The sequence below is a fragment of the Seramator thermalis genome, assembly GCF_004138125.1.
Lineage (GTDB): Bacteria > Bacteroidota > Bacteroidia > Bacteroidales > Dysgonomonadaceae > Seramator > Seramator thermalis.
In genome coordinates this window covers 13,519-32,891 of record NZ_RXHS01000020.1, presented here as the reverse complement: position 1 = coordinate 32,891, position 19,373 = coordinate 13,519, and the positions used below count along the sequence as shown (strand labels likewise).

12 protein-coding genes and 1 pseudogene are annotated in these 19,373 nt (G+C 43.2%); 7 read left to right on the top strand and 6 right to left on the bottom strand.

What is annotated here, in order from left to right:
* The first annotated feature begins 488 nt into the window (after positions 1–488).
* The 6 genes and pseudogenes from EJN84_RS11460 to EJN84_RS11430 all read left to right on the top strand — a co-directional run bounded on the left by EJN84_RS11460 (position 489) and on the right by EJN84_RS11430 (position 7,040).
* Positions 489–1,030, top strand: a pseudogene (locus EJN84_RS11460) (DUF4402 domain-containing protein).
* Between the two features lie 453 nt (positions 1,031–1,483).
* Entirely contained in the window at positions 1,484–2,008 is a 525-nt protein-coding gene (locus EJN84_RS11450) for a DUF4402 domain-containing protein (RefSeq protein WP_129595553.1), read from the top strand.
* Positions 2,009–2,062: 54 nt separating this feature from the next.
* On the top strand, positions 2,063–2,575 hold the full coding sequence (locus EJN84_RS11445; RefSeq protein WP_129595552.1) for a DUF4402 domain-containing protein: 513 nt from the start codon (positions 2,063–2,065) through the stop codon (positions 2,573–2,575).
* Positions 2,576–2,715: 140 nt separating this feature from the next.
* The gene (locus EJN84_RS11440; protein ID WP_129595551.1) at positions 2,716–3,519 is read left to right on the top strand and encodes a fimbrial biogenesis chaperone; all 804 of its coding nucleotides are present in this window, start codon (positions 2,716–2,718) and stop codon (positions 3,517–3,519) included.
* The gene (locus EJN84_RS11435; protein ID WP_129595550.1) at positions 3,504–4,082 is read left to right on the top strand and encodes a DUF4402 domain-containing protein; all 579 of its coding nucleotides are present in this window, start codon (positions 3,504–3,506) and stop codon (positions 4,080–4,082) included. The genes EJN84_RS11440 and EJN84_RS11435 overlap by 16 nt, the downstream gene beginning before the upstream one ends.
* 111 nt (positions 4,083–4,193) lie before the next feature.
* Positions 4,194–7,040, top strand: coding sequence for an SPOR domain-containing protein (locus EJN84_RS11430; RefSeq protein ID WP_129595549.1), 2,847 nt, complete (start codon positions 4,194–4,196; stop codon positions 7,038–7,040).
* Positions 7,041–7,358: 318 nt separating this feature from the next.
* Here EJN84_RS11430 and tpx read toward each other — a convergent pair whose 3' ends face one another.
* The 3 genes from tpx to EJN84_RS11415 all read right to left on the bottom strand — a co-directional run bounded on the left by tpx (position 7,359) and on the right by EJN84_RS11415 (position 11,860).
* A complete protein-coding gene (tpx, locus tag EJN84_RS11425) occupies positions 7,359–7,859 on the bottom strand; it encodes a thiol peroxidase (RefSeq protein ID WP_129595548.1) in 501 nt (166 codons plus the stop codon).
* 118 nt (positions 7,860–7,977) lie between these two features.
* Positions 7,978–10,806, bottom strand: a complete 2,829-nt coding sequence (gene uvrA, locus EJN84_RS11420) for an excinuclease ABC subunit UvrA (protein WP_129595547.1) — start codon at positions 10,804–10,806, stop codon at positions 7,978–7,980.
* 76 nt (positions 10,807–10,882) lie between these two features.
* The gene (locus EJN84_RS11415) at positions 10,883–11,860 is read right to left on the bottom strand and encodes a lytic transglycosylase domain-containing protein (protein WP_129595546.1); all 978 of its coding nucleotides are present in this window, start codon (positions 11,858–11,860) and stop codon (positions 10,883–10,885) included.
* Positions 11,861–12,078: 218 nt separating this feature from the next.
* Between EJN84_RS11415 and EJN84_RS11410 the strand changes: the two genes are divergently transcribed.
* Positions 12,079–15,060: a PEP/pyruvate-binding domain-containing protein gene (locus EJN84_RS11410; protein WP_129595545.1), complete on the top strand. Its 2,982-nt coding sequence runs from the start codon at positions 12,079–12,081 to the stop codon at positions 15,058–15,060.
* 197 nt (positions 15,061–15,257) lie between these two features.
* Here the strand turns inward: EJN84_RS11410 and EJN84_RS11405 are convergent, their stop codons facing one another.
* From EJN84_RS11405 to EJN84_RS11395, 3 genes are all read right to left on the bottom strand, one after another.
* Positions 15,258–16,175 (bottom strand): sugar phosphate isomerase/epimerase family protein, encoded by a 918-nt coding sequence (locus tag EJN84_RS11405; RefSeq protein ID WP_129595544.1) that lies wholly within the window; start codon positions 16,173–16,175, stop codon positions 15,258–15,260.
* Positions 16,176–16,290: 115 nt separating this feature from the next.
* Complete coding sequence (locus EJN84_RS11400) at positions 16,291–17,679, bottom strand: Gfo/Idh/MocA family oxidoreductase (RefSeq protein WP_129595543.1); 1,389 nt, start codon at positions 17,677–17,679, stop codon at positions 16,291–16,293.
* Positions 17,680–17,718: 39 nt separating this feature from the next.
* The gene (locus EJN84_RS11395) at positions 17,719–19,296 is read right to left on the bottom strand and encodes an SUMF1/EgtB/PvdO family nonheme iron enzyme (RefSeq protein WP_129595542.1); all 1,578 of its coding nucleotides are present in this window, start codon (positions 19,294–19,296) and stop codon (positions 17,719–17,721) included.
* Positions 19,297–19,373 lie beyond the last annotated feature (77 nt).

Genomic DNA, 19,373 nt, shown 5'->3' with positions numbered 1-19,373 from the left:
TGTTGCCTTTCAGGCAAAGTCTTTTATCTTTTTTGTTTACGAGTCGTGACCTATGATTATGGAGGTTATTATCTTTCAGGCAAAGGTAGGGTGGAGAATTGAAGGTCTCGACTGCGATGGGTTTTTGTTTTCGAGGATGTTTTTGGCTTGGAAAGCCGAAATTTCATAACCGCAGAATTTATTCTGCGGGGTGGATCAGCATCGGAAACCTGCCTGAAAGGCAGAACCTCAGATATTCATACGCTACACTAACCGACAATCCGATAGTATTTCTCACGTAGCATCAACTTTATAGCCTGCAAAATTGTTTTATCACTGTGGGTGTAAAGAAAAATTTTTCCGATTTGTATTCCATTTTTTACTGAAAAGTTTTGCACTTCGAATTAATTTCCTATCTTTACAAAATGTAAGGCATCTTTGTTGTACTCTTGGTGTGAACGTAAACGTTCTATTGAATTGGGGATATGAATGTTTAATACTTTGGAGTTATGAAAAACATGGAAAACATTGAGTTCTTTTTATGGATCGGCTTTTTGTCTGTGATCTGTTTATGGGGAATTGAGATTTGTGCGCAGGAGAAGAGTGCTTCTGCAACTGCCAATGTGACGGTAACGATTGTAAATCCTATAAGAATAGAGAAAAAATCCGATCTGATATTTGGAGACATAATCGGTGGAAAGGGTAAAGGAGCTGTGAGGGTGGAAGCAGAGAACAGTATTTTGTTGCGTGGAGCTGTTTCGTTGGGTCCGTCAAATGGCAAGTCGGTTTCTGCTGCCAAATTTTTGGTTACGGGATCGCCTCATGCCACCTACACGATCGTAGTGCCTCCGTCTCTCATACTCACGAGGCAAGTGGATCCGAAGTTCTGATTATGGACGAAATTCAATCAACGCCATCCGAGTCGGGTCGATTATCGAATAAAGGAGAACAAACCGTAACTGTGGGTGGAACGATTCACTTGGAAGAGAATCAGCCTATCGGTATTTATGAGAGTCCCGAAGGCCTTAGTGTAACCGTTTCTTATCAGTAGTCGATATTGTTTATATGAAGAATACGGTGAAATCTTCTATCGAATCCGATTTTTAGGTGTCCGCTTACAAACGAGTTGACAAGTTGTGGAAAACCTGTCAACTCGTTTTAAATTTCCATGAAACCGCACCCTGAAGAATCATCACAATTAGAAAAGCGTTTTATGGCTTTTCGGAATCAGCATTAACGTTTGTTTATTTTCTTTCTGATTAAAAATCAAAATGAGTTAACCGATGCCGCATGAATGTCCGAAATTTGCAAAACCGTTTCCTGGAGCAACTATCTGACTTATAGATTCTATTATGGCATAATAGATAGTGTTGATTTTATGTATTTTTGACAAAAAAAGATCTGGAAAAATTTGATATGTAAGATTCCGGTAGTATCTTTGTGCAAAATTCCGGAAGATATATAATTTTTCTATTCAAAAAAATAAATAATTTATTAGATCTCTATGCGCAAATTACTTTTTCTTATTTCTTTGCTTGCCGTGATGGCAGTTGCAACCCAAAAAATGAATGCACAAGTGAGTGCTACAGCAGAAACCACAGCTAAAATCGTTACCGGACTTCAAATCACCAAAGAGGCCGATTTGAATTTCGGAAGTATGTTTTCTCCAAAAAATGGAGGCGGTACTGTTACCGTAGATGTAAATAATCAACGTGCCGCTACGGGCGTTCAATTGGCAACGGTAGCCGGAGAGGCTATTACGGCTGCACAATTTAAAGTCATTGGCCAACCGAATGCCACCTTTACGATTACTTTCCCTTATTCTTTCAACGTAACCAATACAGATGGAAGTGGATCAACCATGTTGGTGGATAATTTTACGTACAATAACATCACATCACCTTCTACTCTCGATGGAAATGGCAATCTGACGATTAAGGTCGGGGCAACCCTTCATGTTTATAATTATCAGGCGGTAGGCATTTATAAAAATACTACCGATCTGAAAATTACCGTAGCATACAACTAAAAAAATATCCAAAAAAATATTATTCATTTACTAACTTTTAAAGACAAAAAAAGTATGAGAAAAACAGTGCTTTTATTGGCAAGCCTTTTCGTAATGGTGCTTGCAACGCAACGTGTGAATGCTCAAAATCAGGCGAGTGTATCTGCCAATGCAACGGCTACGATCGTAAAATCCATCTCGATCGAAAAAAATGCCGATCTTCAGTTCGGTAAAATCATTGCTGGCTCAACAGCAGGTCAGGTTCAAATTCAAACGGATGGAAGCAGAACAATTGCTGCCGGCGATGTAGTTCTTTTCAATCAGGGAAGTGATCATCAGGCAGCTGCTTTCAAAACTATCGGTTCGCCGAATGCGACTTATTATTTATCGTTTCCTTCAAGTGTATCTCTTACGGGCCCTACAGGATCTGATCCAATGACAATTGAAGGATTTGTCCACAGTGCTACCGGTACATTGAGTGCTTCAGGTGAAGAAACATTTAATGTGGGAGCAACACTGAATGTAGGCGCAAATCAGGCTGCAGGTGAATATGCAGGTACGTTTTCCGTAACCGCAGCTTATAATTGAGAAAGAAACTCGTTTGATCTCAAGTAGCGGGCAGTTTATACTGCCCGTTTTTATAGAGATAAAGAATGGACATAATAAACTCGTAAATTTGAAATATGTTGTCGGTAAATAGAGATAATGGCCATCAAAAAAAGTTGTATGTGTTTCTTTTTCTTTTATTTTTTCCATTTATCATACAGGCACAGGGCGATTTGTTGATCACTCCGCATCGGGTGGTACTCGAAGGCAACAAGCAAATCGAAGAAATCATGGTTGCCAATATCGGTCTTGATACGGCTTTTTACTCTATTTCCCTGATCGAATACCGAATGACGGATGACGGCAGTCTGCAGGAAATAACCGAACCCATGCCGGGACAAAAATTTGCTTCGCCTATCCTGCGTTACTTTCCTCGATCCATAGAGCTTGCACCCAACGAATCGCAAGTAGTGCGTGTGCAGGTAAGAAGAATGCCTAATCAGGAAGAGGGCGAGTACCGATCGCATCTCTATTTCAGAGGTGTGCCCCGACAAGAACCTTTAGGCAACGAAGCGTCAGCCGATACTACCGGTATAGGTATCCGGCTTATCCCCATTTATGGGATTTCCATCCCGGTGATCGTACGAATTGGCAATCTGACAGCTTCGTGCACCATTAGCGATGTGTCTTTAGAGCCCAACGAGGGTCAACCGCCGACACTGAAGTTTGTGCTCAACAGACAAGGCTCAAAGTCGGTTTACGGAGATATTTCGGTCGATTACGCGGATGCGCAGGGCAAGCGAACGAATGTTGGGCTTGTAAGAGGTCTTGCAGTTTATACACCCAATACCATTCGCAAGATTTCTATCCCGTTAACGCCTCCGGAAGGAGTACAATTTGATCGAGGAAAATTAGTCATACGGTTTACCGATGCAAATGAAGCTAAACCTCAACTTTTCGATGAAAAAGAATGGACGTTCCCTTAAAATTCTTTATGAATAAATATTTAAAATTCTACACCGCAAAGAAAAAAAACAGGGTTCGCTTTTATTTTACATTCGCAGTTGGAATGGGGATAGTTGATATTCCTTTTACCGAAATTCAGGCTCAGGTAGCTTCATTCTCGTCCCCTTCAAGCCAAATGGAAGTATATGTGACTCAGCAGTTATCATTTGGCTCTTTTTCAAATGGAACTCTTGGTGGAGAAATCACTATCTCGCCACAGGGAATACTTTCTGTTAATGGATCGATCATTATTTTTCCGGATGTTACTCCTACCCCTGCGATATTTGAAGTTAAATCGACACCGAATCGAATCGTTCATATCATATTACCGACACATGCCACTTTAACTCATTCTAAAGGCAAAGCGAATATGACTGTAACAGACTTTACTTCCGATAAAGCTAACAATGCTTTCGTGACAGTCAGGGGAAATCCCTTTATTAATCCTGTGAATGTAGGAGGTAAATTAAAAGTACAAAGTTCATCCATTAATCCTCCCGGCAAATACACAGGAACTTTTTCGGTAATATTTGCTTATGAGTAATTTTTTTTAATACGATAATCTCTTACATTACGTCTATTGCTCATACTATCCTTACATAAAAAAAAGTTTCTACTGCTTCGAATTGGATGTTCGTTACTATTTTCGTTTTTCATGCAGAATTCGGTTAAGATATCTGCACAGAATAGTATTGAAAGTGAATTGGAAGAAATTCCGATAAATGTGCGTGTCGAACGAATGGGAGGTGTCACGCTCAATTCGTTGTACGAATACGAAACAGGAAATCTCCTCCTGCCTGTAACGGAATTTTTCAATTTTCTGCAAATAAAGGCAGTTCCGTCGGCTTCGCTCGATTCCATTAGCGGTTTTTTGGTAAAGGAAGAAAATCATTATGTGATTGACAATCGCAACAAGAAGATTTCTTTTGCAGGAAAGGATTATCCGGTAAACCAAAATCAATTGATGACGACGGGCACCGATCTCTTCATGGATACCCGGTTATTTGGCGAAATATTCGGACTGAATTGCCAATTTAATTTCCGAAGTTTGTCGGTAACCATGAAACCGAGCTTCGAGCTACCTGCCATACGCGAAATGAAGCTTCAACAGTATCGGAAAAATATCGACCAACTGAAAGGACAAATACAGGCCGATACGACCTTAAATCAGGAGCACAACCTTTGGCGTTTCGGCATGGTTGACTGGGCTTTCAATTCTACACAAAGCACTGCCGGCAGCGATAATACACAATTGTGGTTGCGAACCGGTGCGCAGTTGTTGGGAGGTGAAGCCAATATGCAAGTCTATCACTCCACAACAACCGATTTCGGCAGTCGTAACCTCGATTATTATTGGCGTTGGGTAGATAATGAAAAAAAGGCTGTTCGTCAGGTGAGGGCAGGACGGATTGCTCCGTCATCCATTTCTTCCATTTACGATCCCGTTGACGGGATCAGCGTGACGAATGCTTCAACCCGTTATCGACGCTCCTTCGGCGAATATACCATTACAAATTATACCGAGCCAGGATGGACGGTGGAACTCTATGTGAACAATGTCATCGTGGATTATCAGACGGCGGACGCATCTGGCTTATACATTTTTAATGTTCCGCTTGTGTATGGATCTACAGAGGTGATGCTGAAATTCTACGGTCCTTACGGTGAAGAACGCATTCAACGACAATATTTGAACATTCCTTTCAACTTTCTGCCGAAAGGTGAGTTGGAATATAATGTGAGCTATGGTACCGTTCTCAATACGGACCGATCGCAATTTGCCAAAGCCGAAGCACGATATGGAGTAACACGGCATCTAACTGTAGGCGGAGGCTTGGAGTATCTGTCCTCGATCACCTCGGGTAAGGAAATTCCTTTCCTTAACGCATCGATTGCCCCGTTTCGAAATTTTCTTGTCAGTGCAGAATATGCTAAAGGTGTTCGCACAAATGCACTCGCAAGTTATCGACTTCCTTCGGGTTTGTCAATGGAATTGGATTATACGCGTTATACGCCGGGACAACAAGCCATTTTGGTATCCTATCAGGAGGAAAGGAAAGCAACCCTTTCTTTGCCTCTGCGTTCATCGAATTTTAATGTATTTTCACGATTTTCGTTTCGGCAGAACGTTTACACATCTTTTACTTATAATAATGCCGATATTACTCTCACTTCCTACATCCGACGCGTTAACTTGAATCTGAGCGCCTATGCCAATTGGATGAATGGGAACGATCCGAATATTTATGGCAATTTCGGACTCGGTCTGCCTACATGGTGGGGATTGACAACAAGGCTACAAAGTCAATTCGACTTTACAAATCAGAATGTTGTCACATTACGCGCAGAATTTGAGAAACGAATTTCACAACAAGGTTACCTGTCTCTTGTCGGTGAAAATAATTTTCAGTCCGATTATCGGGCGCTTACTCTCGCCTTTAGATGGACTTTGCCTTTCTCGCAGGTTAACCTGTCCACCCGCCTATCCAATAACGATTTCATGACCACCGAGGGTGCTCAGGGAAGTTTCGGCTTCGGCAGTGGCAACGGTTATGTGCATACCACCGATCGTCCATCGGTAGGTACGGGAGGGTTGACCATCGTTCCTTTTGTAGATATCGATCATAATGGAAAAAGAGAGGACAATGAACCTTTGGCTCCAAATCTTGCCGTCAGATTAAGCGGAGGGCGAATTATCCAAAATTCGAAGGATTCGCTCATCCGCATTGTCGGCCTCGAACCTTATACCGACTATCTTTTGACGCTCGATGATAAAAGTCTCGAACAGATTTCGTATCGCATCGTTCACAAAAATATACGCGTTTTTGTCAGCCCTAATGGATTTAGAAAAATCGATGTTCCCATTCTTCCTATGGGAGAAGTTAACGGTTGGGTATTTATGAAAGAAAAAAACGGTCGAAAAGGTCAGGAGCGGATGCTTGTGAACTTTTATGCGGAAAATGGTGAAAAAGTAGCTTCGACACAAACCGAAACCGACGGAGGATTTACTTATCTGGGGCTTGCGCCCGGACATTACTTGGCACAAGTGGATTCGCTTCAATTGGCGAGGCTTGGTATGACAGCTTCGGTTGCGGATGTTCCTTTCGAAATAAAACCGGATGTGTTGGGAGATATCGTGTATGACCTTCAATTGTTCGTGGAAAAGCCAGCAAAAGAAAAGGATATCGAAGCCGACAGGCAAGGAGGGGAAAAAGTTGCTGAGACGCAGCAACTACAAGTCTCCACGATAACCGATATCTCAGAAACCGTCGCGGAAGAGTTCTATTCTCTTCAAATGGGTTCTTTCCGAAACCAAACCTATGCCGAACAATTTGCCGATATGTTGAAATATCGCTTCGGACTGCCCGTATGGGTCGATTACGAAAACAAACTCTACAAAGTGAGGATGGGGAAATTTGCTGATCGCGAAGCCGTTGATGAATTCAGAAGATCGGTATGGGAAAAGGGATTCGAGGGTTTTCCTGTTTTGAAGAAAAAATAGTTTTTTGCTAACTGCCGATGCAGATATTTATCCGTGTCATCCAAGACTCGTTCAAGTTAAAAATAGAAAAATGGGAAGAGAAGAAGTCGGGAATGAGAAATGGGCGTTACAAATGTGCCCATCTGCGATTATCTGCTTCAATTTTTTTCTCGCAGATCAACGCCGATTTATTTCTCGCTAATTTTCGCAGGAAGGTGGAGATGATTGGATACCTCAAATCGTTTCATCATTGCATCGCCAACCACATATTCTAAAATGCGAAAAGCCCGCGAATCCCTTCGCAGACTTTTCTTGTTAACACAATCTTCATGAAACAAACTACACTATCGATTTGATTGCAGAATTATAATCCGGCTCCTGTGCAATCTCAGAAACCAGTTCCTCATATATGATTTTTCCTTCGGGATCGACAACTACCACCGCACGAGCCAGCAAACCCTTCATCGGCCCGTCAACGAGCAATACACCATAATCCTTTCCAAACGATTCATCGCGGAAAGTAGAAAGTGTAATTACGTTCTCGATTCCTTCGGTGCTGCAAAAACGTCCTGCGGCAAATGGCAAATCGGCTGAAATACCTAATACCACTGTGTTGGCTTTGTTGGCAGCTTCCTGATTGAATTTTCGTACCGAAGTAGCACAAACACCTGTATCGAGACTCGGAAATATGTTTAGAACGACATACTTGCCTTTGAAGTCCGATAATTTGGCTTCCGATAAATCGCTTTTTACCAATGTAAAATCGGGAGCTTTGGTCCCTACTTTGGGCAAATCGCCGTAAGTGTTGACAGGTGATCCTTTGAATGTAACTGTTGCCATAATTTTTATAAATGTTTCTTTTTTATATAGGTGATATCGAAAAATACTTTTCTTTCCTTCCACTGCTAAACGCCAGCGATTTATAAAAGTTCAATGAATGCGCACTTTTAACTTTTTATTATTGTCGCAACAATTCTTTTTTCAAGAATTGAGCCGTATAACTGTTTTGATCGGATGCAATTTGTTCGGGAGTGCCGGTTGCCATGATTTGTCCGCCTGCTGCTCCTCCTTCGGGGCCCAAATCGATGATATAGTCGGCACATTTGATGATGTCGAGATTATGTTCGATAACGATAATGGTATTTCCCTTATCTACCAATTTGTTGAGTACGCCGAGTAATACGCGAATATCTTCGAAGTGAAGACCGGTTGTGGGTTCGTCAAGCACATAAAGCGTATTGCCCGTATCGATACGTGCCAATTCGGTGGCAAGCTTCACGCGCTGGCTTTCGCCACCCGAAAGGGTAGTTGACGACTGCCCGAGTTTGATGTATCCCAAGCCAACTTCTTGCAACACTTCAATTTTTCGAAGAATAGCAGGAACATTTTCGAAAAACTCGACCGCTTCGTTGATGGTCATATCCAGCACGTCGGCTATCGATTTTCCTTTAAAACGAACTTCGAGTGTTTCCCGATTGTATCGTTTGCCGTGACAGGTTTCGCACGGAACCATCACATCGGGCAAAAAATTCATTTCGATCGTCTTGTAGCCATTGCCGCCGCAGGTTTCGCAACGACCGCCTTTCACGTTAAACGAAAAACGGCCGGGTTTGTAGCCTCGAACCTTGGCTTCGGGCATATCGGCAAAAAGCGCTCTGATATCGCCGAAAACTCCCGTATAAGTTGCAGGATTGGATCGGGGTGTGCGCCCTATTGGCGACTGATCGACACTCACAATCTTGTCGATGTTGTCTGTGCCATGAATGGCTTTGTAGGGCATCGGATCTTTGAGCGAACGATAGAATTTCTGACTCAGAATGGGTTGAAGCGTTTCGTTGATCAATGTCGATTTTCCGCTTCCAGAAACACCGGTAATGCAGATGAGCGTGCTCAGCGGAAAAGTAACGGTGATGTTTTTCAGGTTGTTGCCCGTTGCCCCCTCAATCACCAACGTCTTGCCATTTCCTTTTCTGCGTTTTTGAGGTATGGAGATTTCCAATTTTCCGTTCAGATAATTGGATGTGAGCGTGTTTTTTTTCAACATTTCTTCGGGTGTCCCTTCAAACACCACTTCACCGCCTTTGCGACCGGCAAAAGGCCCCATGTCCACGATGTAATCGGAAGCGAGCATCATGTCCTTGTCGTGTTCCACCACGATGACAGAATTGCCCGAATCGCGCAGTTTGACAAGCGAATCGATCAATCGATGATTATCGCGTTGATGAAGCCCGATGCTGGGCTCATCAAGAATATAGAGTACATTTACGAGTTGTGAACCTATTTGTGTAGCCAACCGGATGCGTTGACTTTCGCCTCCCGATAACGAAGCAGAGGCACGCGAAAGCGACAGATACCCCAATCCCACATCGAGAAGAAACTGCAATCGCGAGAGAATTTCTTTTTTAATTTCTTCGGCAATGGCACGTTGTTTTTCCGAAATGTGATTGTCCAGGTCGTTCATCCATTCATAAAGCCCTCGTATATCCATCTCGCAAAGCTCGGCAATGTTTTTTTCGTTTATTTTGAAGTGCAATGCTTCTTTGTTGAGCCTTTGTCCATGACATTCGGGACACACGGAAGTGGTGATGAACTGATCAGCCCATTTTTGAGCCGTAGCCGACGCTTCGTCGTCCTGTTGCATTTCGATATATTTGGCAACGCCTTCGTAGGAAACCATGTAATTGGAATTGCCAAGCGATTCGTTGCGAATCTTGAGTTGTTCGTTTGATCCGTACATGATTTCGTCCATCGCTTCCTGCGGAATATCTTTGATGGGCGTTTTGAGTGTAACGCCATATTTTTCGCAAATAGCTGCAATCTGCCAAAACAGCAGGTTGCTGCGTTCTTTGCCTAATGGAGCAATTCCTCCCGCGGCAATACTCAATTCGGGTTTAGGAACGATTTTCCCCATGTCGATCTGATCGACAGTACCGATGCCTTTGCATCGGGGGCATGCACCTTGCGGCGAGTTGAACGAAAAATTGTGTGGTGCCGGTTCACTGTACGAAATTCCGGTGGTCGGGCACATCAAGCTCTTGCTGTAATGACGAATTTCGCCCGTCTCGACATCCTGAATCAGAATCAAGCCCGATCCGTGCTTCATCGCTGTTCGTATGCTGGCCTTTAGTTTTTCTTCAAATTTATTGGAGACGGCAAGTTTATCGATCAAAATTTCGATGTCGTGATTTTTGTAGCGATCGACACGCATGCCCGGAAGAATTTCTTTGATTTCGCCATCCACCCTTACGTTCAGAAAACCGCGCTTGCGGATCTGTTCGAAAAGTTCCTTATAATGGCCCTTGCGATTGCGTACTACAGGCGCAAGAATGTATATTTTTCGTCCGATATATTTTTCGAGAATGAGCGCAAGCAATTGCTCTTCGGTATATTTCACCATTTTTTCGCCGGTAATATACGAAAAAGCTTCGCCCGCGCGGGCAAAGAGTAATCGGAGAAAATCGTAGATTTCTGTTGTGGTTCCCACTGTGGAACGGGGATTTTTGTTGGTGGTCTTCTGCTCGATGGAGATAACCGGGCTCAATCCGGTGATTTTATCCACATCGGGACGCTCCATCTTTCCCAAAAATCCACGTGCGTAGGACGAAAAAGTTTCGATATAACGACGCTGTCCTTCGGCAAAAATTGTGTCGAAAGCTAATGATGATTTGCCACTTCCGCTCAATCCGGTGATTACCGTGAGCGAATCGCGGGGAATTGTTACGTCGATATTTTTCAAATTGTGTACGCGCGCACCGTACACCTGTATGTTGTCTGTTTCGGAATTCATAGCCTATTAAAACGATTGATCAAAGCAAAAGTTCAATTGAGTTGATTTTCAAAGTTGCAAGTGTCTAAACTTCGTTTCAGGGCGTGACCCATCGCTTGTCGTGTACTTTGAATTTTTCACCGCTTTTATAATACAGGCTTTCCTTTTTGGGAATAAGAATCGAATAGGTCTTGCCGGCTTTATTGGTTAGTTTGTCGCTACGCAACCACGAATTAAAATCTTTTAACTGGGCGTAAGTCAATCCGTTTTGCTTTGCAAAATCGGCCAGGTTTGGAATGGAGGATGAAATATTTATCCGGTCGCATTCGATAGGTTTGTAGAGTTGATCGGCACGCAAAACGAATCCGTACCGGCGGGGATTTTCGAAAATTTGCTTGATGGCAAGCATTCTGAAATAATAGCGCTGGGTTTCTTCTACGAGCCACAAGTCGAGAGCATTGCTGGCAAGTTGTTTCGATAATTCGTTTGTAATGCGCGCCTGTCCTCCGTTGTAGGACATGGCCGCTGCACTCCACGATCCGTATTTGGCAAAAGCCTCTTTCAGATAACGGCAGGCAGCAACAGTCGATTTTTCTATATGAAACCGTTCATCCACTTCGGCCGAAACTTCCAATCCATATCGGGGTGCCGTACTTGCCATGAACTGCCACAATCCTGCGGCGCGAGCCGGTGAAACGGCTCTTGTGTCGAGACTGCTTTCGATGACCGCCAAATATTTGATGTCATCCGGAACACCTTGTTGTTTGAGGATGGGTTCGATAAGGGGAAAGATTCGATTTGCCCGTTTCAACAAGAGCAAAGTGGTGGAATGGAAATAAGTGAATGAGTTTATTTCCCTGTCCATACGCTCACGCAGATCGTAACGATCGAACCGAATGGGTTCTCCCGCAAAAATCATTCGATCGGGTATGTCCACCGACGCTGTCATCGAAAGCACCAAAGGTCTCTCCGATTCGGTTTGCTCTATATTGCTTGCAGAGATGAATAAAAAAAGAATAATGCCTGCGGATATTGCCAGCAAAGACACAACAATCAAAGTATAAGGCTTTTTCATTTTTTTGCTTTTCGAAATTGAAAAATCAAATATACGAACAATTTCGGAATTTTTGAAATCACGATTCGTATCGGTTACTGAACCGTTAAGGAATTCGGACGGTTGGGAAATAGCGGTTGTTTGTTTTATCACCATATCATTAAATTCACTAACCTGCGTGTCGATTGAAAATTATCATGTAAATTTGTCCTGAAGAATATCCAAATAAATACATTTAGATGAAATCAGAATCACCACGATTAGCCCTCACGGCTCATGATATCCGTCATTTCCAATTTCGCGACACTCCCTTTGTTCAACTCATGAACAAGCGCATCTATAATGTGTTGATGATTGCTTCGAAATATGATATGTTTATTCTCGAAGACGATGGCCGCGTCGATGAACAGATATTTAACGAATATACTTCCTTGAATTTACGTTACCCGCCTCGTTTTACACAGGTGAGCAATGGCGACGATGCGATGAAGGAGCTCAAAACCAATCGTTATGAGTTGATCATCTGTATGCCCAATATGGATAATAGTGAAGTATTTGAACTGTCAAAAAAAATAAAAAAGATATATTCCGAAATTCCTATCGTTATACTTACTCCTTTTTCGAAAGAAGTAACCAAAATACTCGAAAAAGAAGATCTTAGTGGCATCGATTACGTATTTAGCTGGTTGGGCGATACCGATCTGCTTTTGGCTATCATCAAACTGATAGAAGATCGGATGAATGTGGAGCATGATGTGAAAACGGTGGGTGTGCAAACCATCATGGTAGTGGAAGATTCGGTGCGGTTTTATTCGTCGATGTTGCCGATGTTATACAAATTTGTTTTGTACGAATCGAAAGAATTTTCGAAAGAAGCACTCAATGATCATTTGCGAATGCTCAGAATGCGGGGGAGACCAAAAATTTTGCTCGCTCGAAACTACGAAGAAGCAATTGAATTGTATTCGAAGTATGGTGATAATATGTTGGGTGTTATCAGCGATATGAGTTTCAATCGCGAAGGAACGAAAGACAAGTTGGCCGGGAAAAAACTGGGTGAATGGATTCGCTCTCAGGATAAATATATTCCCTTGATTTTTACTTCCTCCGAAACCTCCAACCGACAATATGCCGACGAAATGAAAGCTTCGTTTATCGATAAGAATTCGAAAACCTTTCCGCAAGATCTTCGCAAGACAGTAAAGGATAATTTGGGGTTCGGCGATTTTATCATTATCGATCCTGCTACCAAACAGGAAATTTTCCGCATCAAAAATCTGAAGGAGCTTCAAACCAATATCCGACAAATACCCGAAGACTCTCTTTATTACCATCTCGCGCACAATCATTTTTCGCGTTTTTTCTATTCGCGGGCCATGTTCCCTGTGGCCGAAATGCTCAAAAAAATAGATGTATCGGAATATGTCAATATGAACGATGCCCGCGAACTGATTTATACGGCTATCGTTCAATATCGCCGGATGAAAAATACGGGAGTGGTGGCCGTTTTCGAAAAAGATCGGTTTGACCAGTATTCGAATTATGCACGCATCGGAGAAGGTTCGTTGGGAGGCAAAGGACGGGGGCTGGCTTTTATGGGGCAAATGGTGAAAATGCACGAGGAGTTTAATGTGTATGAGAATTTTCCGGTTTATATTCCGCGAACCGTGGTGCTGTGTACCGATATTTTCGACGAATTTATGGACGCAAATAATCTTTACGAAATTGCACTTTCGGATCGTTCGGATGAAGACATTCTGAAGCATTTTTTGGCAGGGAAACTGCCCAAAAGATTGGTTAGCGATTTTCTGGTTTTTTTTGACGCTATCAACGGCCCGATCGCTATTCGATCGTCGAGTATGCTCGAAGATTCGAGGTATCAGCCCTTTGCGGGAATTTATTCCACCTACATGATCCCCAATACCGACGATAAACTCGAAATGGTGCACATGCTGAGTGATGCCATCAAAGGTGTTTATGCTTCCGTTTTCTACAAAGACAGCAAAGCCTACATGGCGGCTACGCAAAATCTGATAGATCAGGAAAAAATGGCAATTGTGCTACAGGAAGTTGTTGGATCGAAGTACGGTTCGCATTTTTATCCTACTATTTCGGGCGTGGGACGTTCCATTAATTATTATCCCATCGGGAACGAAAAAACAGAGGACGGCATCGTGACCATTGCACTCGGACTGGGAAAATATGTTGTGGATGGAAATATAGGTTTGAGGTTTTCGCCACTTCACCCATCAAATATTTTGCAGATGAGTACCCTTGATTTGGCATTGAAAGACACGCAAACACGATTTTTTGCACTCGATCTGAATGCAACAAATAATAATTTTTCCATCGACGATGGTTTCAATCTTCTCAAATTGAGTTTAAAAGAAGCCGAGTCGGACGGGACTTTGCGTTATGTGTCTTCGACGTACGATCCTGTGGATCAGATTATCCGCGATGGATATTATCCGGGAGGCAGAAAAATCATTTCGTTTGCAAATATCTTGCAGCACAACATGTTCCCTCTTGCTGAAATTCTCGATAAAGTACTGAAAACGGGACAGGAAGAAATGGGCAGACCGGTTGAAATTGAGTTTGCCGCAAACATAAAGAATCAAAACGAAGGCGAGTTTTATCTGCTGCAAATCCGACCTATTGTGGATAATCGCGAAGTTGTTTCCGACGACTTGTCGCGAATCGATCCGGCTGATACCATACTTTATTCTGACAATGCATTGGGAAATGGTGTTTTTAATGACGTGCACGATATTATTTATATTAAAACACCTTCTTTTAGTGCTGCCAACAATTCGTTGATAGCACGTCAGATAGAGGAGCTAAACAAAACCTTTTTGGAAAAAGATCAGAATTATGTTCTGGTTGGACCCGGTAGGTGGGGGTCTTCCGATCCGTGGCTCGGTATCCCTGTGAAATGGCCACACATCAGCCAGGCCAGAGTGATCGTGGAGTGCGGTTTGGAGCACTATCGTATCGAACCCAGTCAGGGAACTCATTTTTTTCAAAACCTTACCTCGTTCGGTGTTGGATATTTCACCGTCAATCCTTATCTGCAGAACGATGGATTTTTCGATGAATCATTTCTTGAAAAGTTTCCGGCGGCCAATGAAACCGAATTTATCCGTCATGTCCATTTCGACAAGCCGATTGTGATCAAAATCAGTGGAAGGAAAAAAATAGGTGTGGTGATGAAACCGGAATAAGCGAATCAAATCATATTTGATCTTTCAGATGATTTCAACCTGCTTTTTGACTTATACGCTTCATTCTCGATGTTCCGTCACCTGATTTCACCCCCCTGTTGTGGCACGATCAAGTCATTCTTCTTTCAAACAAAAATGGGCAAAAGAAAAATCTTTCACCCATTCTCATCAAAGAATTGATAGCGATAAATTGCAAATTATGCTTCATCCCATTGTTTGCGAAGCAATTCAAGCGCTGCGGGAACGACCGTATTGCGATCGCCCTGACAACCACACTCGAAACTGACGTATTTATCGTACCCGATCATCTTCAACCCTCGAAATCCGTTCACGTAATTGTCGGCTTCACCGTCTTCGCCGGGCATGCTGCGCCGTTTGCGACTTGCAATATGCACATGCTGCAAATATTCGCCTGCCGAAATAAAAGCGCCCATATCGGAGTTTTCTTCCCATGTCATGTGCCAGAAGTCGCCCATGCAGCGCACACCCGGATTGTTGATGTCGCGACAAATGGACGCGGCGTCTCCTACCTGACGGAGATAGAATGCTTCCTTTCGGTTGAGGGGCTCGAAAATCACTGTCGTTCCATGTTGATGGGCAAAATTGCCCATTTCTTCGAACTGTTCGCATAAAAAGTCGCGTGTTTCTTGCGTGTGAGGCATTACAGGGACTTGATTATTGAAAGCCGGGACAATGATTACGCCCGTTGACCCCAATTCGCCTGCAGCCGCGATGATTTCTTCCATCGTGTCGCGACATTGCTTTCGAATGGCCGGATCGGTTGAAAGAATAAAACCGTCGAATCCGGCGCAGATAGCGCTCACTTTGATAGTGCGACCTTTCAATGCTGACTGAATTTCTTTGACCCGATTTTTCAAACCACGTCCGCCGGGTTCAAAACCAACAACGCCATGCTTTTCCATGAAATCCAATTTTTCGTTCAGATTTTGTCCGGGAGGAATTCCTTCCTGAAAAGAAAGATTCAGTTTGGCTTTCGTGGAAGGTTTATCCTTTTTGGCCACTGTTGCGGCTTCGATATGCGAAAGGCCTCCTGCGGATAATAGAGCAGTTCCGACAAGTGAAGTCTTAATGAAATCTCTTCTATCTAATGTCATAATCTAAATAATTTAGTATTTGAGGCATAATTAAATATCTCGATAAAAATGATCGAATAACTATCGATATGGCGAATAGCCAAGTTCTAACCTCCAATCCCAAGCCACCGGATGATCATTTCTTTTCAAGGGGTTTACCGGGAACAGGAACTGTAAATCCCGACATATCCATTTTCCCCATATTCAAATCTTTGGGTGTGTAGTCGAGTTGTGCGGCGGTAAGTGTTTCCCATTTTGTTTCTTGGCCGGTGTAAGCCGATTCGCGACCCATCAACGCAGCCATATTGGCGACAGCCGTCTCGGAGGCTTGTTCGATGGGTTTCCCAGAGCGAATGCAATTGATTAAATTGACGTGTTCCAATGTATAGGGATCCGTTTGTTTGAATTTTGTTTTTTCGGCTTCTTCGTCGTATTTCCAAACCACATTACCCGCCAAATCCTTGATGACATGACCTTCGGCACTCGACCAAGATCCTTTTGTGCCCTGAATAAATTCACTAACATTATTGGCACATCCATCAATTTGACGACACATGCTGTGCATGTGGATGCCGTTTTCCATGACGAAATCGATGCTGAAGTTGTCAAATTGATCACCTGTTACGCGGCGGTGACGTGAACCGAACCCAACGGCGCTCACCGGTTTCAGGCCGCTAAACCATGTGAATACATCGATATTGTGAACATGTTGCTCCACGATATGATCGCCCGAAAGCCATTTCCAGTTCACCCAGTCGCGTATCATATATTCGAAATCGCTCCATCCGGGTTGACGATCGCGATACCATAACATACTTTGATTCCAATAAACAACGCCTCCGGTAATTTCGCCGATAGCTCCATTCATAATCTGTTGGTAAGATTCTACATAACTGCGTTGATGATGGCGTTGTGTACCGGTTACCACCGTAAGATTTTTTGCTTGAGCCTGTTTTGCCGTAGCCATCACGGTTCGATAACCGACGGCATCAACAAAGAGAGGTTTTTCGAGAAAACAATTTTTCCCTTTTTCAACTGCATATTTAAAATGTTCTGCTCTGAAGAATGGTGGGGTGCAATCGATCAGGATATCTATTCCACTGTCGATAACCTGTTTGTAGGCGTCCAAACCCACAAAACGTTTATCGGATGGAATATCAATGTTTTTTTCTTTTTTCAATTTGTCGGCCAGTTCATCCACCTTGTCCTGAAACACATCTCCCAATGCGATAATCGTAACTCCGTTGGCTGCATTCAAAAAATTAAAGGCAGCGCCCGAACCACGCCCGCCGCAACCAACCACTCCGGCTTTCAACTCTTTTCCGTCGTTTGCCATATCAACCAAATTGGGGATATAGTAGCTTCCGGGTTCTTTCAGAGGTACATTGGCTGCTTTTTTCCCTGTTTCGCCTCCACTGCAGGAAGTGAGAAAACTTGTAGTTCCCGTACCAATCATACCTACAGTCCCTGCAACTGCAGATGTTTTCAGAAATGTTCTTCTGGTTAAGTTATGTTCCTTTTTCATAAGAATTAAATTATAAAAATATTGAAATTATTTTGTCTATTATTTTAAAATGGACGGATCCGGTTCGCAAACGACTCTGAATCCGATGCCTTTGATGTCCGAATACCACCAAATACTTTTAGGCTGTTGCGGATCGGTCTTCAGCCACTCATCGTGTCTTGTGTGATCACGTGCGGCACAACGCACATCGGCTGCATCCGAAGTATAATTTCCTCCACGCACAACCCATTCTTCGCCCTGCGTAACGAGCGGATTTGTAGCTCCGGCCAACTTACCATAGGCCTCCGGATCGTATTTGTCGGCACAATATTCCATCACGTTGCCCAACATGTTTTTCAATCCGAATGGATTCGGTAATACGGCTGAAGGCGGTTGTGTGCGATTGTTGCTGTTTTTTGCATAAATGACATACGAACTGATGCTGTCGGTTTTAGGTTTGAAAATATTCCTCAGGAACCCGTGATCGGAAAACTGCTTCGGATTGCCGCTAAAGAAATAAGGCGATTGCGTGCCACCTCGAGCGGCATACTCCCATTCGGCTTCGGTTGGAAGGCGATATTTTTTCCCGGTTTTTTTCGATAGCCACTGGCAAAATACTTCAGCGGCATAGTGCGTCATCGTGATGGCAGGTCTGTCATCCGATCCCCATCCTTGGTCAGGAAATCCGAAAGGTGGCGTTGGCCCCGAAATAGCGTCTACATCGAGGGCTTTCAGATTATTTTCATAAACCACTTCCGGAGGTGTGCGTCCTTCGCTCATCGTTTGGGTGTAGAAAGCCCAATATTCGTCCCATGTCGTTTCCACTTCGGCCATGAAAAAAGGGCTGAGGGTTACTTCGTGAACAGGCGACTCGTCCGGTTTATGAAACGGCTCTTTTTCGGGACTTCCCATGTTAAACTTTCCCCCTTTGATAGCAACCATTTTGAAAGAAACGGCCGTTCCGGGTATCTGTTCGATGAAATTTTCGAATCTGGTTACAATGGCAGGCTCTTTATAGAACTTACCGGTATCCAAAACCTGATTTGCCGCAGTAGGTATTCCCGTCATTTTCCCATGAACGTAGTTCGGATTATAGTGCCCTGCATCGAGGTGGCAACTGATGCATTGTAAATCGAGCTTTTCTGCGTTCTCTTCATAATACAGATGTGCTGTAACCGCATCGTCGGTTACTCCTTCAGGAAACAGATTCTGATGACATTTCACACACGATTCGTTCGGGATGTACTTGACGGCATACTCCAATTCCGATTTTCGATCCCAGTCAAAATCGGCACTATCTTTGGTAAGATATCCCCAAACGTCGCGCAATCCGAGTGCAGCTTTGGCCGTGTAATGTTCCCAGGTATTTTCCTTGGGTGGTAAATGACAATCCACGCAATTGGTCATAACCCCGCTTCCGTTGTTGACATGGGTGGAGAGTTTCCATGAATCTGTAGCATGCGGATGAACATGGCATATCATGCACGATTCGTTTGTGGAAAAATAAACCGAAGTTTGATAAAGTGATGCTATAACCACGATACCAACTAAAAAACCAAGGAGAATGTAAAAACCCTTTCGTTGATGAAGTTTTTTTTTGGTCTTATTTTTTTTGTCAGAAATTTCCGATAATGCCATTTCCTTGATACGAAAGAAGATGTGAAGGTCAAAACTTGTTTACTTTTTTAAACTGGCTGTAAAAATAGTCATTTTTA